Origin of the sequence: Algoriphagus aurantiacus (assembly GCF_035156405.1) — a bacterium.
Classification (GTDB): Bacteria; Bacteroidota; Bacteroidia; order Cytophagales; family Cyclobacteriaceae; genus Algoriphagus; species Algoriphagus aurantiacus.
The window spans coordinates 100,548-122,601 of record NZ_JAXRUT010000020.1 but is presented as its reverse complement, the minus strand read 5'-3'; the positions used below and the strand labels follow the sequence as shown (position 1 = coordinate 122,601).

Genomic DNA, 22,054 nt, shown 5'->3' with positions numbered 1-22,054 from the left:
ACCTCTTCCCATCCCGAACAGAGAAGTTAAGCCCTGCAGCGCCGATGGTACTGGGGTTACACCCGGGAGAGTAGGTCGCCGCCTCATTTATTCTAAAGCCCTTTGGTTAATCCCATCGGGCTTTTTTGTTTTATACCACTTATCATTTTTCTCCTAAGGCTTACAATAGTGGATTTGTGCTGCTGCTATATAAATGGAATGTTATAAAGTATCCAGTAGAATTGTTGGTTTATGAAGACCAGAAATGGCAAATATCCACATCTTAACATTGAATCTTCATTTTCTTTATTTTTTTAGAATTGAAAGTCATAGTGGTAGCCTTGTTATAGAGATAAAGCTAGTATGCATATAAATGATGATTTTGACTGAATTTATTCCCTTTCAATCTCTTATTAGGATGCAATAAAGTGCCTTTGGTTTGTTCTTTTATCCAAAGTGAATTCTGGTCAGTAAACCTGACTTTTGTCAGCTTTTTACATGTATTTGCTCAGTTGCTGGGCTTTGCCAATAGTATAGTTTTGCGGTCAGAACGGAGAGGCAAATAATATTCGTTTTAGGCGCTTTCACCCTCCTACTAGTAGGGAGAATCTGCATGCTAAAGGCCTTTTCGCTAACATATTGATAGAAAATTTAGTAAAATTGAAGGTAATGAAGCCTGAAATATCTCCAACTCGCGAAGTAGCATGTTTTCACTGTGGTGAAAACTGCAATGAGTTGGTGATTCTATCGGATGATAAGAATTTTTGCTGCCAAGGCTGCAAATTGGTATATGAAGTGCTTTCTGAGAATGACCTTTGTAATTATTATGATATTGCTAATCATCCGGGAGAAAGCCAACGGAGAAAGGGGCTCCAATCTAATCGATTTGATTATTTAGATGATGAGGAAACCGTTAGTCGTATGCTTGATTTTCAGAATGAATCTGAAAGTCATATAACATTTTTTATTCCAATAATTCATTGCGCATCCTGTATTTGGCTCTTGGAAAATCTCCATCAAATACATTCAGGTATATTTTACAGCCGTGTTGATTTTATTAAGAAGAGGGTTCAGATTAAACTGATACGTGATAAAATAAGCATTAAAGAATTGGTTAGCCTGCTATCCACAATCGGCTATGAACCTCAGATCCATCTTTCAAACCTGGATAAGAAAGATGGCGTGGGACTTGATAAGCGCTTAATCTTACGACTAGCGGTAGCAGGTTTTTGTTTTGGGAATATGATGTTATTTAGTATACCTGAATATTTCTCCGAAGCGGATCTAATTGATTCTTCTTTTCGGGGATTGTTTAGTTATTTAAATGTGATTCTGGCAATTCCTGTGGTCATTTATTCGGCAAGTGATTACTATCGCTCAGCATGGAATTCACTAAAGCAAAAGCAAATTAACATGGATGTTCCAATCGTTCTGGGAATCCTCGCGCTTTTTGTTTATTCACTTTGGGAGATATTCGCTTTTCAACGCTCCGGTTATATGGACAGCCTTGGTGGACTTTTGTTTTTTCTACTGTTAGGGAAACTTTATCAGCAAAAGACCTTTTCAACACTTGAATTTGATCGGGATTACAAGTCTTATTTCCCAATAGCTGTTACCAAAATTGTAAAAGACCAAGAGGTTGTAATCCCCCTTGCAAAACTTCAAGTAGGTGATGTGATTCTGGTGAGGGATGAGGAATTGATTCCTGCGGATTCCCTTTTGCTGAGTTCCTTGGCAAATATTGATTATAGTTTTGTAACGGGAGAGGAAGTCCCAGTACCAAGGCAAAAGGGAGAATTAATCTACGCAGGAGGCCGCCAAAAAGGTAATGCAGTCTTATTGTCAGTTCAAAAGCCACCTTCTCAAGGGTATCTAACTGACTTGTGGAACAATGAGTCTTTTGCAAAAGGAGAAGGAAGATTACTGGAATCTTTGGCTACCAAAATTAGCTCTGTATTTACATGGTCTGTGCTAGCTATTGCGCTGGTAGCATTTTCATATTGGGCGTTAGTAGATTTTTCTATTGCGATTAAAGTATTTGCCTCAGTTCTCATAGTGGCTTGTCCCTGTGCATTGGCCATGTCTACTCCTTTTACATTAGGAAACACGCTAAGGATTTTTGGGAAAAGTAAATTTTACCTTAAGAATGCGAGTGTGGTCGAGCGGCTAGCTTTAATTGATACCGTGATATTTGATAAAACCGGTACACTTACAGATCCTGCAAATGCCAAGATTTGCTATAGGGGAGAAGTGCTTTCTGAAGAAACCAAAGCTCTGTTGAAAACCATGGTAGAGCGATCCACGCATCCACTCAGCAATCGAATTAATCTTTGGCTTGGTAATCAAACAGGTGTACCGCTTGAAGAAGTGAGAGAGATAAAGGGGGCTGGTATCCAAGCCGTTTTCAAGAATCAAGAATTTAGACTGGGCTCCGCCACGTTTACAGGATTTAGAAATAGAATAGAAAGCCAAAATGGCAATATCGTCTGTTTATCTGTGGAAGGACAGGAGCTAGGATATTTCCTTATCGAGTCTGGACTTCGGGAGAAAGCTTCTGAAGTAATCGATCAACTTAAGACTGATTACGATCTCCATGTATTATCTGGTGACTTCCCTCATGAACAAACTTATTTGGAGAAAAAACTGGGAGAAGAGATTAACTATAACTTCAAACAGAGTCCTGGCGATAAGCTCACTTATGTAAAGAAGTTGAATAGTACTCATCATACATTAATGATAGGAGATGGCTTAAATGATGCAGGGGCATTACAAGAAAGTGAAGTCGGTGTAGCCATTTCGGATCGAGTGAGTCATTTCTCACCAGCAAGCGATGCTATTATGGATTCGGAAGTATTTGGAATGATTCCTCAGTTTTTAAGTTTTGCGAAATCTAGCAGACTTATTATCAAAGCAAGTTTTTTGTTGAGTTTATTATATAACTTAATAGGCGTTACCTTGGCAGTTCAGGGACTTTTGAGTCCTGTGATTTGTGCCATCTTGATGCCACTTAGTAGTGTGTCAGTGGTAGTTTTTACGACATTGTCGACAAATTTTGTTGCCTGGAGAATTGGGCTTTTAACTTCAAAACTAGTATAGTATGGAGGTTATTTTTCTATTAATTGCAATTAGTCTGGTACTGGCAAGTACGTTTTTGTTCCTCTTTTTCAAGGCTATGAAAGGCGGACAATTTGATGATAATTATACTCCTTCGATAAGGATTCTGTTTGAAAATAATTCGAAAAAAACAAAAAAAAATCAATCACCAAAACCGAAATCCTATGAATGATGCTACTCTGGAGAGGTTCCTATACGACAATAAAATTGTCAAGTATTTTGGAGCTGCGACGATTATCTGGGGCGTAATTGGGATGCTTGTTGGCGTACTTGCAGCGACACAGCTTTTCTTACCTGAAGCCAATTTAGGTAATCCCTATACTACTTTTGGAAGAATTAGGCCACTTCATACAAACGCTGTAATTTTTGCGTTTGTAGGAAACGCAATATTTGCCGGGGTGTATTATTCCATGCCTAGGTTGCTGAAGGCACCGATGTGGAATAAATCACTTAGCTGGTTTCACTTCTATGGCTGGCAACTGATCATTCTTTCTGCAGTGTTAACCTTGCCGTTAGGCCTAACCAGCTCTAAGGAATATGCCGAATTAGAGTGGCCAATTGATATAGCTATTGCAGTTGTCTGGGTGGCTTTTGGAGTCAATATGATTGGTACTATACTCACTCGTAGAGAGAGACATATGTATGTGGCTATTTGGTTTTATTTGGCTTCATTCATTACCGTAGCTGTCCTTCATATTGTTAACTCCTTAGCCTTACCTGTTTCATTCTTAAAATCCTACTCTGCTTATGCGGGGGTGCAAGATGCCTTAGTGCAGTGGTGGTATGGTCATAATGCAGTGGCATTTTTCCTAACCACACCGTTCCTAGGGTTGATGTACTATTTCCTTCCAAAAGCAGCAAATAGACCGGTTTATTCTTATAAGCTCTCTATTATTCACTTTTGGTCGTTGATTTTTCTTTATATGTGGGCAGGACCCCATCATTTGCTTTATACAGCATTGCCTGAATGGGCGCAAGTATTAGGAACAGTTTTCTCAGTAATGCTTTTAGCTCCCTCATGGGGAGGTATGGTGAATGGGTTATTGACTTTGCGTGGAGCATGGGATAAGGTGACAAATGACCCCGTGCTGAAATTCATGGTAGTAGCCATCACTGCCTATGGTATGGCTACTTTCGAAGGCCCGATGCTTTCATTTAAGAATGTAAGTGCGATTGCCCATTACACAGATTGGATAATAGCACACGTGCACGTAGGAGGACTTGGATGGAATGGATTCCTGACATTCGGCATGCTCTACTGGATGTGGCCAAGATTATTCAAAACCACAATCTTTTCTACCAAACTGGCAAACGTACACTTCTGGCTTGGAGTGCTGGGAATCATTTTCTATGCCTTGCCAATGTATGTGGCGGCTTTGACTCAGTTCTTGATGTTGAGAGAATTTGATGAGATGGGTAAATTGGCGTATGGAAACTTCCTACAGACCGTAGTGGAATTAGTGCCTATGTACATGCTGAGAGCTTTTGGCGGATTGTTGTACGTAAGTGGTGCAATCCTGATGATGTACAATATGTTCAAAACTGCTCAGCAAGGGGTGTTTCAAGAAACAGAAGAGGATTCTGCTCCTGCTTTAACAAAGAACTATAATCCTGTCGGCGAATACTGGCACCGTGCATGGGAAAGAAAGCCAATTTTCTTTGCTGTATTAGCTACTATTGCTATCCTGATTGGTGGGGTTGTAGAGATTATTCCTACTATTTTGGTAAAATCCAACGTACCTACCATCAGTTCTGTTAGGCCATACACAGCACTTGAACTTGAAGGAAGAGATATCTATATCGAAAATGGTTGTGTAGGCTGTCACTCTCAGATGATCCGACCGTTTAGATTTGAGACTGAGCGATACGGAGAATACTCCAAAGCGGGGGAATTTGTATATGATCGCCCATTCCTATGGGGCTCCAAACGTACCGGCCCTGACCTGCATAGAGTTGGAGGGAAATATCCGGACAGCTGGCATTATTTCCATATGGAAGATCCTCGCAGTATGTCTCCTGGCTCATTGATGCCGCCTTACCCATGGTTGTTGACCAATGAGTTGGATTATTCAGATCTACCTGCGAAAATCAGAACTATGCAAAAGCTTGGCGTTCCATATCCTGAAAGCTATGATCAGCAAGCAGCGTCCGATCTGGAAGCTCAAGCAGGAGGTATAGCTACCAACTTAAAAGACGCAGGGGTCGAGGTAATGCCAACCACTGAAATCGTGGCATTGATTGCTTATTTGCAGCGATTAGGTACTGACATTAAAGTCTCAAAATCTAATTAATCGGAGAAATCATGTACAAAGAAGTATTAAGATCAATGGAAAATGTAGAGATATTCCCGATTATCTCTCTAATCATATTTGTCCTCTTTTTTATAGGGGTTGCTATTTGGGCTATGAGAGTCCCACAGGAGTATGTTGACCATATGAGTTCTCTGCCAATGGATGATGACAATGAATTAACCGACAACCAGCCATGAAAAAATATTTATCATTTCTTGCTTTGAGTGGTCTTTTATTTTCTACTCCAGCGTTGGCACAGGACGAATCTGTGCCAGGAGGATTAGGAGCTATGGATTCTAATCAGATGGCCCTTTTAATTATTATCGGTGTCATAATCGGAGTGATTATTTTGCTCTTGATTCTTATGATATATCTGATGTCTTTTATTTCAGCGGTTTTCCGAAAGGAGAATCCTGAAATGGTAGATGCACCAAGTTGGTGGGCATCATTTAAGAAGCGGTTTGTCACAGGAGATATCAAAGAGGAGCAAGCTTCAGAGAAGTTGATGTCGGATCATTCGTATGACGGAATCCACGAGCTTGATAATTTTATGCCTCCCTGGCTTCAATATGTCTTTTTAGGGACAATATTTATTGCTGTTTTCTATTTTGGCTATTATACAGTTTTGGGATATGGTAAAACAGGAGTTGAAGAATATCAAGAGGAAGTTCGGATTGCTGCTATTGAAGCCGAAGCCCGAGGAGTTAGTGCTATGGCATCAATTGATGAGACAAATGTAGAAATTGACAATTCGGATGTAGGTATTAGTGCCGGTAAGACGATTTTCGAAGCTAACTGTGCCGCTTGTCATGCTGCAGATGGAGGAGGGGGAGTTGGTCCAAATCTGACCGATCAATATTGGATACATGGGGGAGATATTAAAGATGTCTTCAATGTGATAAAATATGGAGTAATCGAGAAAGGAATGGTACCTTGGGAGGATCAATTAAGCCCGCAGGAAATACAACAAGTGTCCAGCTACATTCTCACCTTTCAAGGAACTAGTCCTGCCGTACCAAAAGCTCCACAAGGGGAATTATTCACAGGTGGTAGCGAAGCTGCTCCTATTGATAATTTGGCCCCAGGCGATAGTACAACTGTTGCTGCGGATACAACTGCTATTGCAGAATAAATTAACACTGCCGGGAATTTCGTAATTCTCGGCAGTAAATAGCCTACCACTATGGCAAAGAAGAACCCACATTTAAATCCTGAAACTTTCAGAGATGCACTAGCTACTGTCCAGGATGATGGGAAGCGGAATTGGGTTTATCCCAAGAAAGTCAAAGGCTATTTCTACAAATACAGAACGTACTTCTCTTGGCTGTTATTGGCCATATTATTTTCAGGACCTTTTATCAAAGTAGATGGAAGGCCATGGCTACTATTCAATATTTTTGAAAGAAAATTCATCATTTTTGGAGCTGTATTCTGGCCTCAGGATACCTATCTGCTGATTTTTCTATTGCTGATTTTCTTTGTTTTTATTATTCTCTTTACGGTAGCTTTTGGCAGGGTATGGTGTGGCTGGGCATGTCCTCAGACTTTATTTATGGAAATGGTTTTTCGAAAGGTTGAATACTTTATAGAAGGGGATGCCAATCAGCAACGAGCGTTAAACGCACAGTCTTGGAATCAAGAAAAAATCACAAAGAAAACTATCAAGATCACCATTTTTGCAATAATCTCTCTCTTGATTGGACATCTGGTGATGGCTTATCTCATAGGGATAGATCAAGTAATGACTATAGTCTCCTCACCGCCTACTGAGCATATGGCTGGTTTTGTTGGGCTTTTGGCATTTTCGGGCATTTTCATGTTTGTGTTCACGTGGTTTCGTGAACAGGCATGCATAGTGGTTTGCCCCTATGGAAGACTTCAAGGTGTGATGCTGGATAATAATTCCATCAATGTGATGTATGATTATGTCCGGGGAGAGCCACGGGCACCCATTCGTAAAAATGCGGCCGATAATATAGATAAAGGAGATTGTGTGGATTGTAGTCTCTGTGTTCAGGTATGCCCGACGGGTATAGATATCCGTAATGGAATACAGATGGAATGTGTGAACTGTACAGCTTGTATAGATGCCTGTGATGAAGTTATGGTCAAGGTAGATCGCCCTACAGGCCTGATCAGATATGCATCAGAGAATAGTATTAACCAGGGCTTTCAAAAGTTACTCACCGGCAGAGTTAAATCTTATATTGTTGTTTTGGTTTTGTTGATCGCAGTATTTGTATCTCTGATTGCTACGCGAGATGATATTTCTGCTACTATTACTAGATTTCCGGGTATGACATACCAAGAACGCGAAGACGGCATGGTCACCAATCTTTATCAAATAACCTTGATCAATAAAACCTTTGAGCCGCAAGAGGTAGAACTTAAGTCGTTGGCTGAAGGAATAGGTGTTGAAATAGTTGGTGTGCAGCAATTGGTATTAGAAGCTCAGTCTAAATTTGAGGGTAGATTCTTTTTGGTGAGAAATCAGAATGAAGTAAAGGTGAACCAGGAGAAAGTAGAATTAGCTCTTTTTCATAAGGGAGAGGAAATCGACCAAATAGAGACAAATTTCACTGCTCCGGTAAAATAAGCTTGATATTTAACTAAGGAAATCATGAATTGGGGAAAGGGAATAGTACTTACTATTATAGGGTTTGTAGCACTGATTATGACTATGGTGATTATATCTGTGCGAATGGATGGAATTGAGCTGGTGACTGAAAATTACTACGAGGAAGAAATCAAATACCAAGACAGAATCGATGAATCCAAATCGGCAATGGAACTGGACAGAGAAGTAATCTTTTATAACCCTCAAAACCAACTAATTGAACTTGACCTTCCCAATGGAGCAAAAGGTTCTTTGCAGCTTTTTCGTCCTTCTGATTCTTCCTTGGATCAGAATATCAACGTGGAAGTCACCCATTCAGGAAAAACGGAGGTATCGCTAAAGGAGCTGAAAACAGGCTACTGGAAGGTTCAGCTTAGTTGGTCTGAAAATGGAGTTGATCATTATCAAGAGAAAGAAATCACTATCTAAATGCTTTGGACTGCCTTCTTACTTGGGTTTCTGGGCTCATTTCATTGTGTTGGAATGTGTGGTCCGATTGCTTTATCGGTGGGAGGCAAAGGTAAATCATCCTTCTTTTATCATAAAATACTTTATAATATTGGACGTAGCATCACCTATGCAGTTCTAGGCCTACTCGTGGGTAGCTTAGGTTTTTCGCTATCATTAGCAGGAGTGCAGCAAGGTTTTTCAATTGCCATTGGATTACTGATCTTGATTTTGGCACTTAGTCATAAAAAAGCCGATCAGTTCTTAACTATTCCAGCTCTTTCCGGAATCGTAAATTGGGTTAAAAGACAGTTGAACCGGTTTCTCCAAGCTGGTGGATCTTTTGCATTTCTAGCTACGGGATTAGCCAATGGCCTTCTTCCCTGCGGCATGGTTTATATGGCTTTGGTGGCTGCTTTAGGGTTGCAAAGTCCCCTATTAGGAGCAACATACATGTTCTTTTTTGGGATAGGAACGATTCCGTTACTGCTTGTCCTGATGTACTCAGGCTCTTTGGTCTCTTTTCAAATGAGACAAAAATTCCAGAAAGCAATTCCTTATATCGGTGCGCTTATAGGCATCCTTTTTATTTTTAGAGGATTAGGATTAGGAATGTTCTTTAGTCCAGACCTTCAAGTATTTGATTATGGGAATAAGCAGATTGAGATCACGATGTGTCGCTAAATCGTTTTGCTGAATAAAACTTTTTTGTTTTGATTTTCTGCAAGTCTAATATCGATTTGAGAGCAAATATTCCGAATGAAACTCATCCCTTCCTCGCTCACTTTGACACTGGAATTATGTATAGAAATAAGCCCGTCCCCTTCCATTTCCTGAAGATTCCAAATCTGAGTTTCTGTAAACTTTTCCCAAATTTCGGTGGGTATTTCAGCTTGCTTTTTACAAATTAAATCAAGAATTATTCGTCTTATCTGAATATCCAAGTCTGAAAGTTTATGTCCTTTTTGTAATGTCCAATTGGCATTTAATGCTTCTGATTGGTATTTTTCAATTCCTTTTTCATTTTGGGCATAGGCATAATAGATATCACTCACACTGCTTGCTCCCAAGCCAATTAGCATTTTGGAAGGCAAAGTAGTGTATCCCATAAAGTTTCTATGCAACCTCCCTTCATTTTTAGCTATAAAAAGAGCATCATTGGGAAGTGCAAAGTGATCCATTCCTATTTCCTCGTAACCCATTTTTAACAGGAGAACTCTACCAAATTCATATAATTCTCTTTTCTCTTTTTCCGCAGGGAGAAATTTCTCAAAGCTTTTCTGAGCCGGAAATGCACTTGGCAAATGTGCATAGCTATAAAATGCAATTCGATCCGGTTTCAACTCAAGAACCTTGCTGAATGTGTCTTCCATGGTTTCCTGCGTCTGATGCGGTAGTCCATATATTAAATCAAAATTGATAGACGTATAACCTAAGATGCGAGCAGAGTCAGTAGCATTTTTTACCTTTTCGAAAGGCTGAATTCGATGAATTGTTGTCTGAACTAGCTCGTTGAAATCCTGAATACCATAACTGACACGGTCGAAGCCTAAGTCTTTGAGTGTCTTTAGATGTTCAAAACTTGTATTGTTTGGATGGCCTTCAAAGCTAAATTCTGCATTTGGTGAAATCTCAGCTCCTACAAGTATTGTTGAAATTAGCAGGTTTAGTTCAGATGGTTCAAAAAATGTGGGAGTTCCTCCACCAAGGTGAATTCCAGCAATCTTTGCCTTACCTGCAAAAATCGCTTTGTAGTTATCCCATTCAGCCAAAAGTGCCTGGATATAGGGAGCTTTTACGTTATTGTTTTTGGTTATCCGTTTATTGCAGCCGCAGTAGGTGCAAAGGCTTTCGCAGAAAGGCAGATGTATGTAAATAGATATACCATCTTCTTCGCCAAAGTCTTGAAAAGCCTTCTTTACAAGTTCATTCCAATCATTCGAATCCAAGTTGTTTTCCCATAAAGGAACGGTAGGATAGGATGTATATCTAGGAGCTTGGCTATTGTATTTTTTAACTAATTCGGCTGAGATTTGCATATAGATTTCCTTTATGCAAAGTAAGCCTTTAATGTTCTTTCAGAGAGTGATATCTGAAATGCCTGAATGTGACTAAAATCATAAACTGAATATTTTTCCATTCCTTGAACAACCTAAAATTAATCGAGCAGGAAGTTATTAAGGAAAGTACTTTTCAGGCCAAGCCAAACAAAGAATAGAATCAATCCCCAAAAGAGATATATACGATAGTAATCGGCAGTTTCTTTGTAGCGGTTTTCGATTACTTCGGTTTTTTCAAGTGTATCAATTCTATCGAAAATAGAAGCTAAAGTACCTTTATCGGCGGCTCTAAAAAATTCCCCATTTCCGATTTTTGAAATCTCCCGCAGTGTGGATTCATCGAGATAACTCTCTACCATTTGAGGCCTCCCAAAGAAATCTGTGCCATAAGGGACCAAGCCGTCTTTTCCCATGGCGATTGTATAAAGCTTTATATCCAAGGCTGAAGCAAGGTTTGCGGCAAATAACGGATCTACATTTCCCGCATTGCTTTCTCCGTCACTCAAGAGGATCATTACTTTGGATGCTGACTCAGATTCTTTCATCCTGTTTGTACCAGCAGCTAGTGCAGAACCTATTGCCGTTCCTTTAGCTTCCATCATGCTAAATGAAATTTCCTTAACAAGGTCTGTGAGCAATTCATAATCATTAGTCAAAGGAGCTAGCGAATAGGCTTCACCAGCGAAAACAACCATTCCTATTCGGTCACCAACACGACCATTTATGAATTCGATGGCTGTAGCTTTTGCTGCCTCTAAGCGGTTTGGGGTGAAATCCTGCAGGTCCATGGATTCCGAAATATCCAGTACAAGCATGATGTCTATTCCCTCAGTATATTGTTCTACCCGCTCATTGCTTCGCTGAGGACGAGCTAGCGCAACTACCAGCATGATTAGAAAGAGGTAGAAAAAACCTGCAGGGATAAGACGTAAATAAGTCCAAGGATTGTTATTTGCTATACGCTTGGGAAGGGAAAGCTCCAAAACTGGCTTTTTCAGGAACTTCACGAAGGTTCTGAAAAGTATGAAAAGAGGAATTATCCAGATTAAATTGAGTAAAATCGGATTCTCCCATTCGTAGCTCTTGAAGGTCTCAGGCAGAAACCAGGACCAGCTAAAGAATTCAGACAGCTGCTCTCTCATGCTTGATTTTGGTTTGTTTTTCCTGGTAGTTGCGTCTTGCCACTTCTAGAAGATAAGTTGTTGCTTCTTCACTTTTTGAAGATTCTCCTGCGTAAATGATCAAATCAATAGCTCGAAGTGCTTTGAAGATTTCTTGATTATCCAGCCGAATCCCTATTTCACTAGAGGTCCATTCTTTCACTGGGAGCTTGGTGATGCTCTCCATATAGCCTTTCCATAGCCCAATCACTTCATCGGCAGACTCAATTGATGGATTTTCCGTAAGAAGTGCGGTTTGGGTTTTCCATCTTTTCTCAAATTGAGCCCAGCGCCTTTTCTCTAGTCTTTCCTTCCAGTACTCCTGGATTTTGTCCGCAAATAGGAAATAAAGAACGCCTAATAAAAGAAGAATTCCGCCGAGGATAATTCCTATAATAATCCAGTTGAAAGACTTTTCGAGTGGTTGATAAATATTGTTTTCCTGAAACACCAACTGTTCAGGAATGCTATCTAGGGTAAGCTTTAACTTTAATTCTGCCTCTAACGGGTAGTGCACCACACTATCGTATCTGGCTAGTTCATATACTGGCAAAGTCAAGTAAGAACTTGGATCCAGAGAGAAATTTGAGAGGTAGTAAATTGTGCTATCCTGAGTTACACTGTCCTGCGTATTGGAAATGAATGTTTTCTTTTCCAATAAAACCAATGGCGAAAAATCGAAGGTAGAATCAGGGAAGATAAGTTGTGTCGAAGCAGGGTAAGTTGCTTTCAGCACATAGCCTACCCGCTCTCCTATCTTAGCAGAATCTTGCATGAAATAGCCGTCTACAGTGATCTGCTGTGCATTGCTCAGGAATGGTAGAATAAGAAAGAAAAAGAGTTTGAGCGTTTTAGCCACGTTTCATGCTTTTGTTTCGGTACTTAAATAGCTCGAGAAGCGGACCTACGATATCTTGAGAGGTATCGATAGCTAGATAGTTTATTTGGTTCTTTTTGCAGATATCCTTTAGATGCTCCCGCTCGGAGGTAAAGGTATCTGCTATTTTTTTAGAAAAACTTCCAAAGGCGGTGTTCACCCATGTAGTTTTACCTTTTTCTTTGTCGAAAACGGGGATAATTCCCAATGAAGGCAAGACTGATTCACGCGGGTCAGTGAGTTGAATAGCGACCACATCATGACGCTCTGCAAGTGCTCGAAATGGGCGTTCGTACCCTTCGTCGATGAAATCGGAAATTATGACGATCACTGCTCTTTTCTTGATAAGATTAAGAGCAAACATGAACATGGAGTTCAAATCTGTTTTCAGAGAGATGTTCTCGTGATCAAAGATTCCACGGATCATTTTCACACCCTGTTTACTCCCTTTAGATGGGAGTATCAATTTTTCTCTTTGATCTGAATAACTGATAAGGCCAATCTGACTTCCTTCAAACACAGCTGCGAGGGTCAATACCCCAGCAATGATCTTTCCCTGATCAATTTTCTTGTTACCTGGCTGACCGATATCCTGGCTACCACTTATGTCTAAGAGAAAGAAAACGGACTGTTCTTTGTCTTCACGAAATGTTTTGACAAAAGTCCCGTGTCCCTTAGCAGATACTTTCCACTCAATCGTACGGATATCGTCTCCATACTGGTAAGGACGAAGATCATCAAACTCCAACCCTGACCCTTTGAAAAGTGACTGGTATTCTCCCTGCAGGTGATTATTAGCCACCTTTCGGATCATGATTTCGTATTTTCTGAGCTTGCTGAATAATTCGTTCATGAATGGTGATTTGAACGGCCTAAGTTATGCTTCTAAGCTGAATTATAAAATTTCACTTACATGAAGGGTGGGGAGATTTTCCGTTAAAAAAACCTAATTTTGGCCTGTGAAAAGATTTCTAATACTAAGTTTTAGCATCCTCGCTCTTGCAAGTTGTGGTTCTGGCAATAAGCCAGAAGGGTTATTACCTCAGGATAAGATGGTGGAAGTGCTAATAGATATTCATCTTACAGAGGGACTTACGAGCGCAATGCCTGTAGCCTATGATTCATCAATTGTGCTGTATAATTTGCTGGAAAAAGATGTTTTTGTCAAACATGAGGTGAGCGATTCGGTTTTCACCCAGAGCATGTTGTATTATCTCCGCGACCCTGCTGAAATGGAACAGATTTATTCCCGTGTGGTAGATTCTCTTATAGTTAGAGAATCTTCCGGAGGAACTATAGACCAATTCTAATGCTATACCCACGCAATCTCGAACAAAAAGTAAATTTCCTTAAAGTCAAAGAACTACTAAAAGTGGAGTGCTCTTCTCCGCTTGGAATGCAGTATGTAGATCGTCTGGCTTTCTCTTCAGATTATAATTTAGTCACCAAATTACTTGACCAGACAGAAGAATTCCGCCAGATTTTGATTTCTGGTGAGTTTTTTCCCTCTTCCAATTTCACCAACCTCAATCCCTATTTAGAGAAAGCGAAGTTGGAAAATGCTTTTCTTGATGTAGAGGATTTTTATGAGATAAAACTTTCGCTGGATACACTCAGAGGCTGTATTTCTTTTTTTCAGAAAAGAGAAGAACAATATCCTGTACTAAGCCAATTACTTGGTTTGCTGATGGATCTTGACATGAGTCTGCTCAAATCCATTGAGCTGATTATCGATGAGAAAGGCAAGATGAGAAGTAATGCAAGTAAGGAGTTGCAGCTAATTCGAACTCAGATTCTTTATGAAGAAAGCCGCTTACGCAAAGTAATGGAGCGGGTTTTCAAAGAAGCAAGAGCCAAAGGGCTAACTACGGAAGATTCTGCGATTACTGTTCGATCAGGAAGACTGGTGATACCTGTAGCTGCCGAAAACAAGAGAAAGCTTCGTGGATTTATCCATGATGAGTCGGCCACAGGACAGACTGTATTCATGGAGCCAGAGGAAGCTTTGGATATCAATAATGAAATACGAGATCTAGAATACATGGAGCGTCGGGAGATTATCAAGATCCTGATTCAATTGACTGATAAAATCCGTCCAGCTATTCCAGCGCTGAGGAAGGCTACCAATTTTCTGGGTTTGATGGATTTTATTCGTGCCAAAGCAAAATTTGCGCAGAAAACAGATAGCTGCCGACCCGAGATCACTAAGGAAAGACAGTTAACTTGGACTAAGTCCAGAAATCCAATTTTGGAAATGGCACTGAAGTCTCAAGGGAAAAATATTGTCCCACTGGATGTGAAATTAGGAGGTCATGAGCGATTGCTAGTCATCTCGGGGCCAAATGCTGGTGGAAAGTCAGTCACCCTGAAAACAGTCGCATTGCTTCAGTACATGCTTCAGTGTGGCATATTGATTCCTGTTCATCCTGATTCTAAAAGTTCTCTCTTTGATAATTTCTTTATAGATATCGGTGATGAACAAAACTTGGAAAATGACCTAAGTACCTACAGCTCTCACTTGATGAGCATGAAGCATTTTTCTCTTTTTGCGAATAAAAAAACAATCCTCTTCATTGATGAATTCGGAACGGGAACAGAGCCGCAGTTTGGTGGAGCGATTGCCGAATCCATTCTTTTGGCACTGAATAGACTGGGTGCTTATGGTGTAATTACTACGCATTATGGGAATTTGAAGCAAATTGCAAACAAAAACCAGGGAATGGTGAACGGCGCCATGCGCTATGATGTGGACAAGTTAGAGCCGCTTTATCAGCTTGAAATAGGCAAGCCGGGTTCTTCTTTTGCGTTAGAGATTGCTTCAAAAATCGGTATTCCTAAAGAGATTTTGAAGTATGCCAAAGAGCAAATTGGTGAGGAGCGTGTTCGCTATGACAGGTTGCTGACGCAAGTAGAAAATGAGAAAAACCAATACTCCACCTTATTGGCTGATGTCATAGCCAAGGAGCGTTTGCTGAAAACCCGCCTTCAGGAATATAATGAACTGAAAGAGACGATGGAGACAACAAAAAAACGCTATCTCCAAGAGGCAAAGCAGGAAGCGAAGCAATTGCTTGATCAGGCAAACAAGAAGATAGAAGCCACCATCCGCGAGATCAAAGAAGGCAAGGCAGATAAGGAAGCTACGAAGCAGGTCCGTAAAGATCTGGAGGAATTCAAGGAAAAGGTGAAGCCGGAGAAGAACATTATCAAAAGTCCTGAGATTAAGGTCTTGGCTGGTAAGATTACCGTAGGGGATTGGGTGAGAGTCAAAGACAATGGTGCAATAGCAGAAGTACTTCAGGTCAAAGGAAGTGAAATTGAAGTTTCGATTGGAGAGCTCAAGTCAAAAGTGAAACTTTCCAGATTGGAGAAAATATCACAGGGTGAAGTCAAAAAAGAAAAGAAAGCAGCTGTCTCCCGGAGTGGATACAATACCAATGATAAAATGATGGATTATTCACCTAATCTAGACTTACGAGGTAAGAGAGGTGAAGAGATTCTCTCATTAATCCAGACATTCATTGATGAAGGTTTTATGCTCGGATTGAAAGATCTGAGGATTGTACATGGTAAGGGCAATGGGATTCTGAGAGATTTGACTCGTAATTTCTTGAAAGAAATGAGCCAAGTCCAACATATGGAGGATGAACATGCTGACCGTGGCGGAGCGGGAGTTACGCTAGTGACATTAAAATAAAAGGGAAGCGATTTCGCTCCCCTTTTTGGTCCAAGTGGTTTTTTAATCTATTGCTTTAGCAAATTGAAAGTATAGCTACCTGCCACAGCCGAAACGGCGTTAATTCTAGCCCCGGGAGCTGTAATAGTAAAGTTGAGGGTTAAATTATCATTGTTTTGGGTGAAGGAGATTTCTCTTCCAGCGGCTGGTTTGACGCCAGATAGCATGAATTTATCGAAGTTAGTCCCTGAAAAAGTCCAAGTGTTTGTGGCATCAAAAAGATCATTGTTATTTATTGAAGTGTAGGTCTTTGCAGATCCTGATTTCAATACCAGTTCAAACTCCATATACAAATCCGTTACCGCCACTCCGTCGCGCAATACAGATCCTCCTCCAGCTATGCCCCAGGCTTGTGAGCCAGTGCCAGTCAAAGCTTCAGTTGCAATCTCCTCAACTGTTTTTACAGGTGGATCAGGGTCTGGATCTTCTCCACCACAACTTTGAATTGTAATCAGGCCGAAAGTCAGAAGGAATAATCTAAAAAAAAGTGATTTCATATGCTTAATAATTATACCAGACATTTTAAAGGTAGCTATTTAAGTTTAAAGCTGTTTTTGACTTATAGTCTTCTAGGGCAATTTTTTGTTGGCAAAATTCATATTCCCGTGGTTCATTTGAGCAAACCACTAGAATTCTAGTCTTCCCGTATTGAGCCATCATCTCTTGATACCATTCAATTCCTTTGCGATCAAGATTGGATGTAGGTTCATCTAGTAGAATAAAAGGTACATCGGAAAAAAGAGCCAAGCCTAATTTCAAGCGTTGTTTCATTCCCGAGGAAAACTGTCCTACAGGCTTAGAACTATGCTGCGTAAGGTAAAGCTGCTCAATGATTTCTTTTGAGGAAATCCCCTTCAGAGGTTTTTTGAATTTAAAATGGAAATTGAGCAATTCTTCTAGGCTGAATTCTTCAGGAACTTCCATGTAGGGAGCAGAAATACACAAGTGAGAAAACCAATCTGTCTCCGGGATTGATTTCCCATTTACTATATAATCTATTTTTCCTGAAGTAATAGGAATTGCTCCACTAAGACATTTCAGTAAAGTGGATTTTCCTGAACCATTACTTCCGGTTATAGCTAAAGAATTGCCCTGAGATAGTTCAAGGTTTAGATTTTTAAAAACCCATTCGTATTGGAAGCGTTTAGAGGCTTCTTCTAAGTGGATTTTTAGCATATTTAATTGATGTAGCCTTTCATCACGCCGCGCTCGGAAGAGCGAATGAAATTCAGAATTTCATCTCTTTCTTTTGTTGCAGGTAGATTCACTTCGATTTCTTCCAAAGCCCGACTGTTGTTCATGCTATTTAGGAAAAGGTATCTATATACTTCCTGGATGTGGGCAATAGATTCACTTGAAAAACCTCGTCTTCTCAGTCCTAAAGAATTTACACCTGCGTAAGAAAGTGGTTCGCGGGCTGCTTTGGTGAAGGGAGGGACATCTTTCCTGACTAAAGAACCACCTGAAACCATGGCGTGCATTCCAATTTTCACAAATTGATGAACAGCACTGGATCCACCAACAATCGCCCAATCATCAATGGAAACATGTCCGGCGATTTGCACAGAGTTTGCAATAATAACATGACTTCCGATCACACAATCGTGCGCCACGTGTACGTAAGCCATTAGCAAGCAGTGGCTTCCGATGACAGTGGTCTGCTTCTCTACTGTGCCTCGGCTGATAGTAACACACTCTCTGATCGTAGTATTATCTCCGATCATGACAGTAGAATCTTCCCCTTGGAATTTCAAATCCTGAGGAATTCCTGCTATTACAGCTCCTGGGAAAATCTTGCAATTTTTTCCTATTGTTGCTCCCGAAAAAATAGTGACGTTTGGCCCGATCCAAGTATTATCACCAATAGTGACATTCTCACCGATCATTGTGAAAGGATCTATATGAACATTTTTTCCTATTGTTGCTTTTGAGTCAATATGAGCTAAAGTACTGATCATGATTCTTTTCGGGTTATGCTTGCTGTCATTACGGCCTCACATACTAGCGTATTTCCGACATAAGCTTCACCACGCATTTTTGCTATACCTCTTCTTATCGGGGCCAAAAGTTCACATTTAAAAATGAGAGTATCACCAGGAAGAACCATTTTTCTAAACTTACAGTTTTCAATTCCCAGAAAATAAGTCCAGTAATTTTCTGGATCATCCACTGTACTCAATACTAAAATCCCACCAGTTTGAGCCATCGCCTCTACCTGCAATACGCCTGGCATCACCGGATTGGCAGGGAAGTGCCCCATAAAGAAAGGCTCGTTAATCGTTACATTTTTTACTCCTGCTACTACTGTATTGTCTAGATAAATAATTTTGTCTAGTAACTGAAACGGATACCTATGCGGCAAAATGCTACTTATCTGATTGATATCCATTACTGGAGGGAGTTTTGGATCGTAATATGGGATATGCGAAGAGCCAAATTTTTCCATAGCACGTTTTAATTTTTTAGCGAAAGCTACATTGGCAGCATGACCAGGTCTGGCTGCTAAAATTTGAGCTTTTAATGGACGTCCTACTAGGGCCAAATCTCCAACCACATCAAGTAACTTATGTCTAGCTGGCTCATTACGGTAGCGTAGATCGACATTGTTTAAAATGCCTTCCTTCCTTACCTCAACTTTTGGCTTATTAAACATCTTAGCCAAGTTAACTAACTCCTTTTCCTCAACTATTCTATCCACCACAACGATGGCATTGTTCAAATCCCCACCCTTTATCAAGTTAGAGTTGTAAAGCATTTCTAGCTCATGCAAAAAGCAAAACGTACGACATGAAGCTATTTCTGATTTAAATTGTCCAATATCTGTAATAGAAGCATGCTGACTGCCTAGCACTGGAGAGTTATAATCTACCATCACAGTCACGCGATAGTTGTCAGTAGGCAGAGCCACCATTTCCACTTCGCGGGTGGAGTCTTTGTATTGAATGCTTTCTTGCACTTCAAAGAATCTTCGTAGCGCATTTTGCTCTTCAAGTCCAGCTTCTTCCAGGACTTCGATAAACTGAATAGAGGACCCGTCCATAATAGGAGGTTCAGGACCATCCAATTGAATAAGAACATTGTCTATCTCTAATCCAACCAATGCTGCCAAAACATGTTCTACCGTATAAACCCTAGCACCATTTTGCTCCAAGGTAGTTCCTCTTGATACATCAACCACTAGATCGCAATCAGCGTCCACGGTTGGTCTGCCTTCCAAGTCAACACGTTGGAATTTATATCCGTGGTTTGGAGGTGCAGGAAGAAATGTCATGTTAGAAATCACACCGGTATGGAGGCCCACTCCGGATAATTCCACCTGTTTTTTAATGGTGTGTTGTTTTACTTTCATCTGATTTTTTACCGTTCAGCAAGCTAAGGGCTGCAAATTTACTGCTTTTTTTCTAGTTCTCTTATGCGGTCTTCTATTGTGCCTAGCTTTCTGAAAATAGAATAAGATTTTAGGAAGGTTTTCATATCGAATCCAATGTACCCAAATAAGGTGGTTCCTGGTTTTGTAATGGACTTGCTTACACCCGTATTGGCGCCAACTGTTGTGTTATCTGCGATAGTTATATGTCCCACAATTCCCGCTTTTCCCGCTATTACGCAGTTTTTCCCGATTACTGTTGAGCCTGAGATGCCAGTTTGTGAGGCGATGACTGTATTCTCACCGATGACCACGTTGTGTGCGATTTGTACCAGATTGTCGATTTTCGCGCCTTTTTTGATCAAGGTAGATCCCATAGTAGCGCAATCTATCGTGCTATTTGCGCCCACACTCACATTGTCTTCTAAAATTACATTTCCTATTTGTGGGATTGCCTTGTACGTGCCATCTTCTTGTGGTGCAAAACCAAACCCATCAGAACCCACAACAGCTCCAGGGTGAATTTCACAATTATTGCCTATTATCGTGTCAGCACATATTTTTGCCCCGGCATGAATGATTGTATTGTCACCTATCTGCACACGATCTCCGATATGCACATGACTATATAGCTTAACTGATGCTCCGATTTTACAGTTTTTTCCTATATATGAAAATGCTCCTCGATACGCTTGCTCTCCCATCTGAGAGGTTGAATCCATAAAAGAGGGTTCTTCGACACCTACGATGCTACTCTTCATCATCATAGCATAAGCCTCAAGCAGTTTAGTGAAACCAATATATGCATCCGCCACACGGATTAGATTGGTTTTAAGCGCTTTGGTCGGAATAAAGTTATCAGAGACAATTACTGCGGTAGCCTCCGTTTCGTAGATATAATGAGTATATTTTTCATTAGCTAAAAAACTTATGCCTCCTTGTTTGCCTTCCTGGATTTTATCCAATCGGGATACTTTTTGGCTTTCATCGCCTTCTACTTTTCCCTGTAGGATTGCAGCAATTTGTCCGAGGGTAAATTCCATAAACAATATAAACGGAGTTAATAATTTAAATTTAGGCTTTTGGCCTTACATACATAGTGTTTCTCTACGATTTTACTCATGACTTTGATATTCGGTAAGTCAGCTGCTTGAGCTACATCAATTACCTTTCCCTTTTTAGTCAAGATATTGATCCTATCTTTTGCCAAATACCCATAGTTGCTCACAGCTCCATGAGAAAAGAAATAATCCAAGTCACCTATTGGGATCTGAAGTTTGGCAATCGTCTTTTCTTTTAGATGAGCTATTTCCTCGGCAGAAAAGGGCTCGTTTGTCAAGGTGATCTTGAAAAGATTTCGCGTCAAAAACATCTGAGAAATGTTCCTCAAGACATAGTCCGGATGGTTTTTCCAAAGCTTTACAGCTCCCCAGATATCCAGATCATCCATTTCGAGAAATAAGCGTAAAAGAGCTGGATTGGTTCGGAAATCAGACAAGGATATATCTCGGTTCAAAAAGAAATCAAATTCCTCAGTGATTGTAAACCGTGTGCCTGATTGACGTAGAAACCTCGCTCGTTGTATAAGCTTGATAAGCATTTTCTCTGCACTGACCGTGGTCTTATGTAGGTACACCTGCCAATACATCAGGCGTCGAGCACTCAAGAAATTTTCTATTGAATAGATCCCTTTTTCTTCAATGACCACCTGATCATTTTTCACATCCATCATTTTGATGATGCGGTCAGCACCGATAGTTCCTTCGGATACACCGGTGAAAAAACAATCGCGCTGTAGGTAGTCTAATCGGTCAATGTCTAACTGGCTGGAAACCAGTTGATGGAAGAATTTTCGTTCGTATTGATTCTTAAATATTCTTAAAGTAAGGTCAAGTTTGCCACCAAACTCTTGATTAAGGAGTTCTATACTTAATAGAGAAAGCTCTTCATGGGGAATGCCCTTGAGTAGGCTATATTCTAAGGCATGCGAAAAAGGCCCGTGTCCGATGTCGTGCAATAGAATAGCAATTAGCGCGGCTTCATATTCCTTATCTGTGATTTCAGTGCCTTTTATTCGTAGATTGTCTAGTGTAATGCTCATCAAGTGCATTGCCCCAATCGCATGATGGAAGCGGGTATGGAGAGCGCCGGGATAGACAAAATCAGTCAGGCCCAGTTGTTTTATTCTCCGTAATCGTTGAAAATAAGGATGGTCAATAATCGTNAGCGGGTATGGAGAGCGCCGGGATAGACAAAATCAGTCAGGCCCAGTTGTTTTATTCTCCGTAATCGTTGAAAATAAGGATGGTCAATAATCGTAAAAATCAACTCGCTAGGGATTGTGATAAATCCATAAACCGGGTCGTTTAGAATCTTCTGGCTTTTCAAGGAGGCCTTTTTTGTTTG

At 40.4% G+C, this 22,054-nt stretch carries 19 protein-coding genes, 1 rRNA gene and 1 pseudogene; 11 read left to right on the top strand and 10 right to left on the bottom strand.

Translation table 11 applies throughout. The features are described 5' to 3' along the window. From rrf to SYJ56_RS18495, 9 genes are all read left to right on the top strand, one after another. A 5S ribosomal RNA gene (gene rrf, locus SYJ56_RS18535) occupies window positions 1–87 on the top strand; the annotation flags it as partial. Between the two features lie 561 nt (window positions 88–648). Then, window positions 649–3,075 (top strand): heavy metal translocating P-type ATPase, encoded by a 2,427-nt coding sequence (locus tag SYJ56_RS18530; RefSeq protein ID WP_323836723.1) that lies wholly within the window; start codon window positions 649–651, stop codon window positions 3,073–3,075. A gap of 1 nt (window position 3,076) precedes the next feature. Beyond that, on the top strand, window positions 3,077–3,265 hold the full coding sequence (gene ccoS, locus SYJ56_RS18525) for a cbb3-type cytochrome oxidase assembly protein CcoS (protein ID WP_323836721.1): 189 nt from the start codon (window positions 3,077–3,079) through the stop codon (window positions 3,263–3,265). After that, window positions 3,258–5,384 carry a cytochrome-c oxidase, cbb3-type subunit I gene (ccoN, locus tag SYJ56_RS18520; protein ID WP_323836719.1) on the top strand — a complete coding sequence of 709 codons (2,127 nt, stop codon included), beginning with the start codon at window positions 3,258–3,260 and terminating at the stop codon, window positions 5,382–5,384. Before ccoS ends, ccoN begins: the two co-directional genes overlap by 8 nt. A gap of 11 nt (window positions 5,385–5,395) precedes the next feature. Continuing rightward, the gene (locus SYJ56_RS18515; protein ID WP_323836717.1) at window positions 5,396–5,581 is read left to right on the top strand and encodes a cbb3-type cytochrome c oxidase subunit 3; all 186 of its coding nucleotides are present in this window, start codon (window positions 5,396–5,398) and stop codon (window positions 5,579–5,581) included. Next, on the top strand, window positions 5,578–6,516 hold the full coding sequence (locus SYJ56_RS18510; protein WP_323836715.1) for a cbb3-type cytochrome c oxidase N-terminal domain-containing protein: 939 nt from the start codon (window positions 5,578–5,580) through the stop codon (window positions 6,514–6,516). The genes SYJ56_RS18515 and SYJ56_RS18510 overlap by 4 nt, the downstream gene beginning before the upstream one ends. Before the next feature lie 51 nt (window positions 6,517–6,567). Further along, on the top strand, window positions 6,568–7,980 hold the full coding sequence (ccoG, locus tag SYJ56_RS18505) for a cytochrome c oxidase accessory protein CcoG (protein ID WP_323836713.1): 1,413 nt from the start codon (window positions 6,568–6,570) through the stop codon (window positions 7,978–7,980). Between the two features lie 24 nt (window positions 7,981–8,004). Beyond that, on the top strand, window positions 8,005–8,430 hold the full coding sequence (locus tag SYJ56_RS18500) for a FixH family protein (RefSeq protein WP_323836710.1): 426 nt from the start codon (window positions 8,005–8,007) through the stop codon (window positions 8,428–8,430). Further along, the gene (locus tag SYJ56_RS18495) at window positions 8,431–9,132 is read left to right on the top strand and encodes a sulfite exporter TauE/SafE family protein (RefSeq protein ID WP_323836708.1); all 702 of its coding nucleotides are present in this window, start codon (window positions 8,431–8,433) and stop codon (window positions 9,130–9,132) included. Here the strand turns inward: SYJ56_RS18495 and hemN are convergent. The 4 genes from hemN to SYJ56_RS18475 form a co-directional block, all read right to left on the bottom strand. Next, window positions 9,129–10,487, bottom strand: a complete 1,359-nt coding sequence (gene hemN / locus SYJ56_RS18490; protein WP_323836706.1) for an oxygen-independent coproporphyrinogen III oxidase — start codon at window positions 10,485–10,487, stop codon at window positions 9,129–9,131. The genes SYJ56_RS18495 and hemN overlap by 4 nt on opposite strands. Before the next feature lie 119 nt (window positions 10,488–10,606). After that, window positions 10,607–11,650, bottom strand: coding sequence for a vWA domain-containing protein (locus SYJ56_RS18485; RefSeq protein ID WP_323836704.1), 1,044 nt, complete (start codon window positions 11,648–11,650; stop codon window positions 10,607–10,609). Next, the gene (locus SYJ56_RS18480) at window positions 11,631–12,527 is read right to left on the bottom strand and encodes a hypothetical protein (protein ID WP_323836702.1); all 897 of its coding nucleotides are present in this window, start codon (window positions 12,525–12,527) and stop codon (window positions 11,631–11,633) included. Before SYJ56_RS18480 ends, SYJ56_RS18485 begins: the two co-directional genes overlap by 20 nt. Further along, complete coding sequence (locus SYJ56_RS18475) at window positions 12,520–13,398, bottom strand: DUF58 domain-containing protein (RefSeq protein ID WP_323836700.1); 879 nt, start codon at window positions 13,396–13,398, stop codon at window positions 12,520–12,522. Before SYJ56_RS18475 ends, SYJ56_RS18480 begins: the two co-directional genes overlap by 8 nt. A gap of 106 nt (window positions 13,399–13,504) precedes the next feature. Between SYJ56_RS18475 and SYJ56_RS18470 the strand changes: the two genes are divergently transcribed. Both SYJ56_RS18470 and SYJ56_RS18465 read left to right on the top strand, forming a co-directional pair. Further along, window positions 13,505–13,855, top strand: coding sequence for a DUF4296 domain-containing protein (locus SYJ56_RS18470; RefSeq protein WP_323836698.1), 351 nt, complete (start codon window positions 13,505–13,507; stop codon window positions 13,853–13,855). Further along, window positions 13,855–16,242 carry an endonuclease MutS2 gene (locus SYJ56_RS18465; RefSeq protein WP_323836696.1) on the top strand — a complete coding sequence of 796 codons (2,388 nt, stop codon included), beginning with the start codon at window positions 13,855–13,857 and terminating at the stop codon, window positions 16,240–16,242. The genes SYJ56_RS18470 and SYJ56_RS18465 overlap by 1 nt, the downstream gene beginning before the upstream one ends. Window positions 16,243–16,289: 47 nt before the next feature. Here the strand turns inward: SYJ56_RS18465 and SYJ56_RS18460 are convergent, their stop codons facing one another. From SYJ56_RS18460 to SYJ56_RS18435, 6 genes and pseudogenes are all read right to left on the bottom strand, one after another. After that, entirely contained in the window at window positions 16,290–16,778 is a 489-nt protein-coding gene (locus SYJ56_RS18460) for a hypothetical protein (protein ID WP_323836694.1), read from the bottom strand. Window positions 16,779–16,803: 25 nt separating this feature from the next. Beyond that, window positions 16,804–17,457, bottom strand: coding sequence for an ABC transporter ATP-binding protein (locus SYJ56_RS18455; RefSeq protein WP_323836692.1), 654 nt, complete (start codon window positions 17,455–17,457; stop codon window positions 16,804–16,806). Between the two features lie 2 nt (window positions 17,458–17,459). Further along, on the bottom strand, window positions 17,460–18,239 hold the full coding sequence (gene lpxA / locus SYJ56_RS18450; RefSeq protein WP_323836690.1) for an acyl-ACP--UDP-N-acetylglucosamine O-acyltransferase: 780 nt from the start codon (window positions 18,237–18,239) through the stop codon (window positions 17,460–17,462). Next, window positions 18,236–19,630, bottom strand: a complete 1,395-nt coding sequence (locus SYJ56_RS18445) for a bifunctional UDP-3-O-[3-hydroxymyristoyl] N-acetylglucosamine deacetylase/3-hydroxyacyl-ACP dehydratase (RefSeq protein WP_323836688.1) — start codon at window positions 19,628–19,630, stop codon at window positions 18,236–18,238. Before SYJ56_RS18445 ends, lpxA begins: the two co-directional genes overlap by 4 nt. A gap of 38 nt (window positions 19,631–19,668) precedes the next feature. Continuing rightward, window positions 19,669–20,691, bottom strand: coding sequence for a UDP-3-O-(3-hydroxymyristoyl)glucosamine N-acyltransferase (lpxD, locus tag SYJ56_RS18440; RefSeq protein ID WP_323836686.1), 1,023 nt, complete (start codon window positions 20,689–20,691; stop codon window positions 19,669–19,671). Window positions 20,692–20,708: 17 nt separating this feature from the next. Continuing rightward, window positions 20,709–22,036, bottom strand: a pseudogene (locus SYJ56_RS18435) (HD domain-containing protein). Window positions 22,037–22,054: the final 18 nt, after the last annotated feature.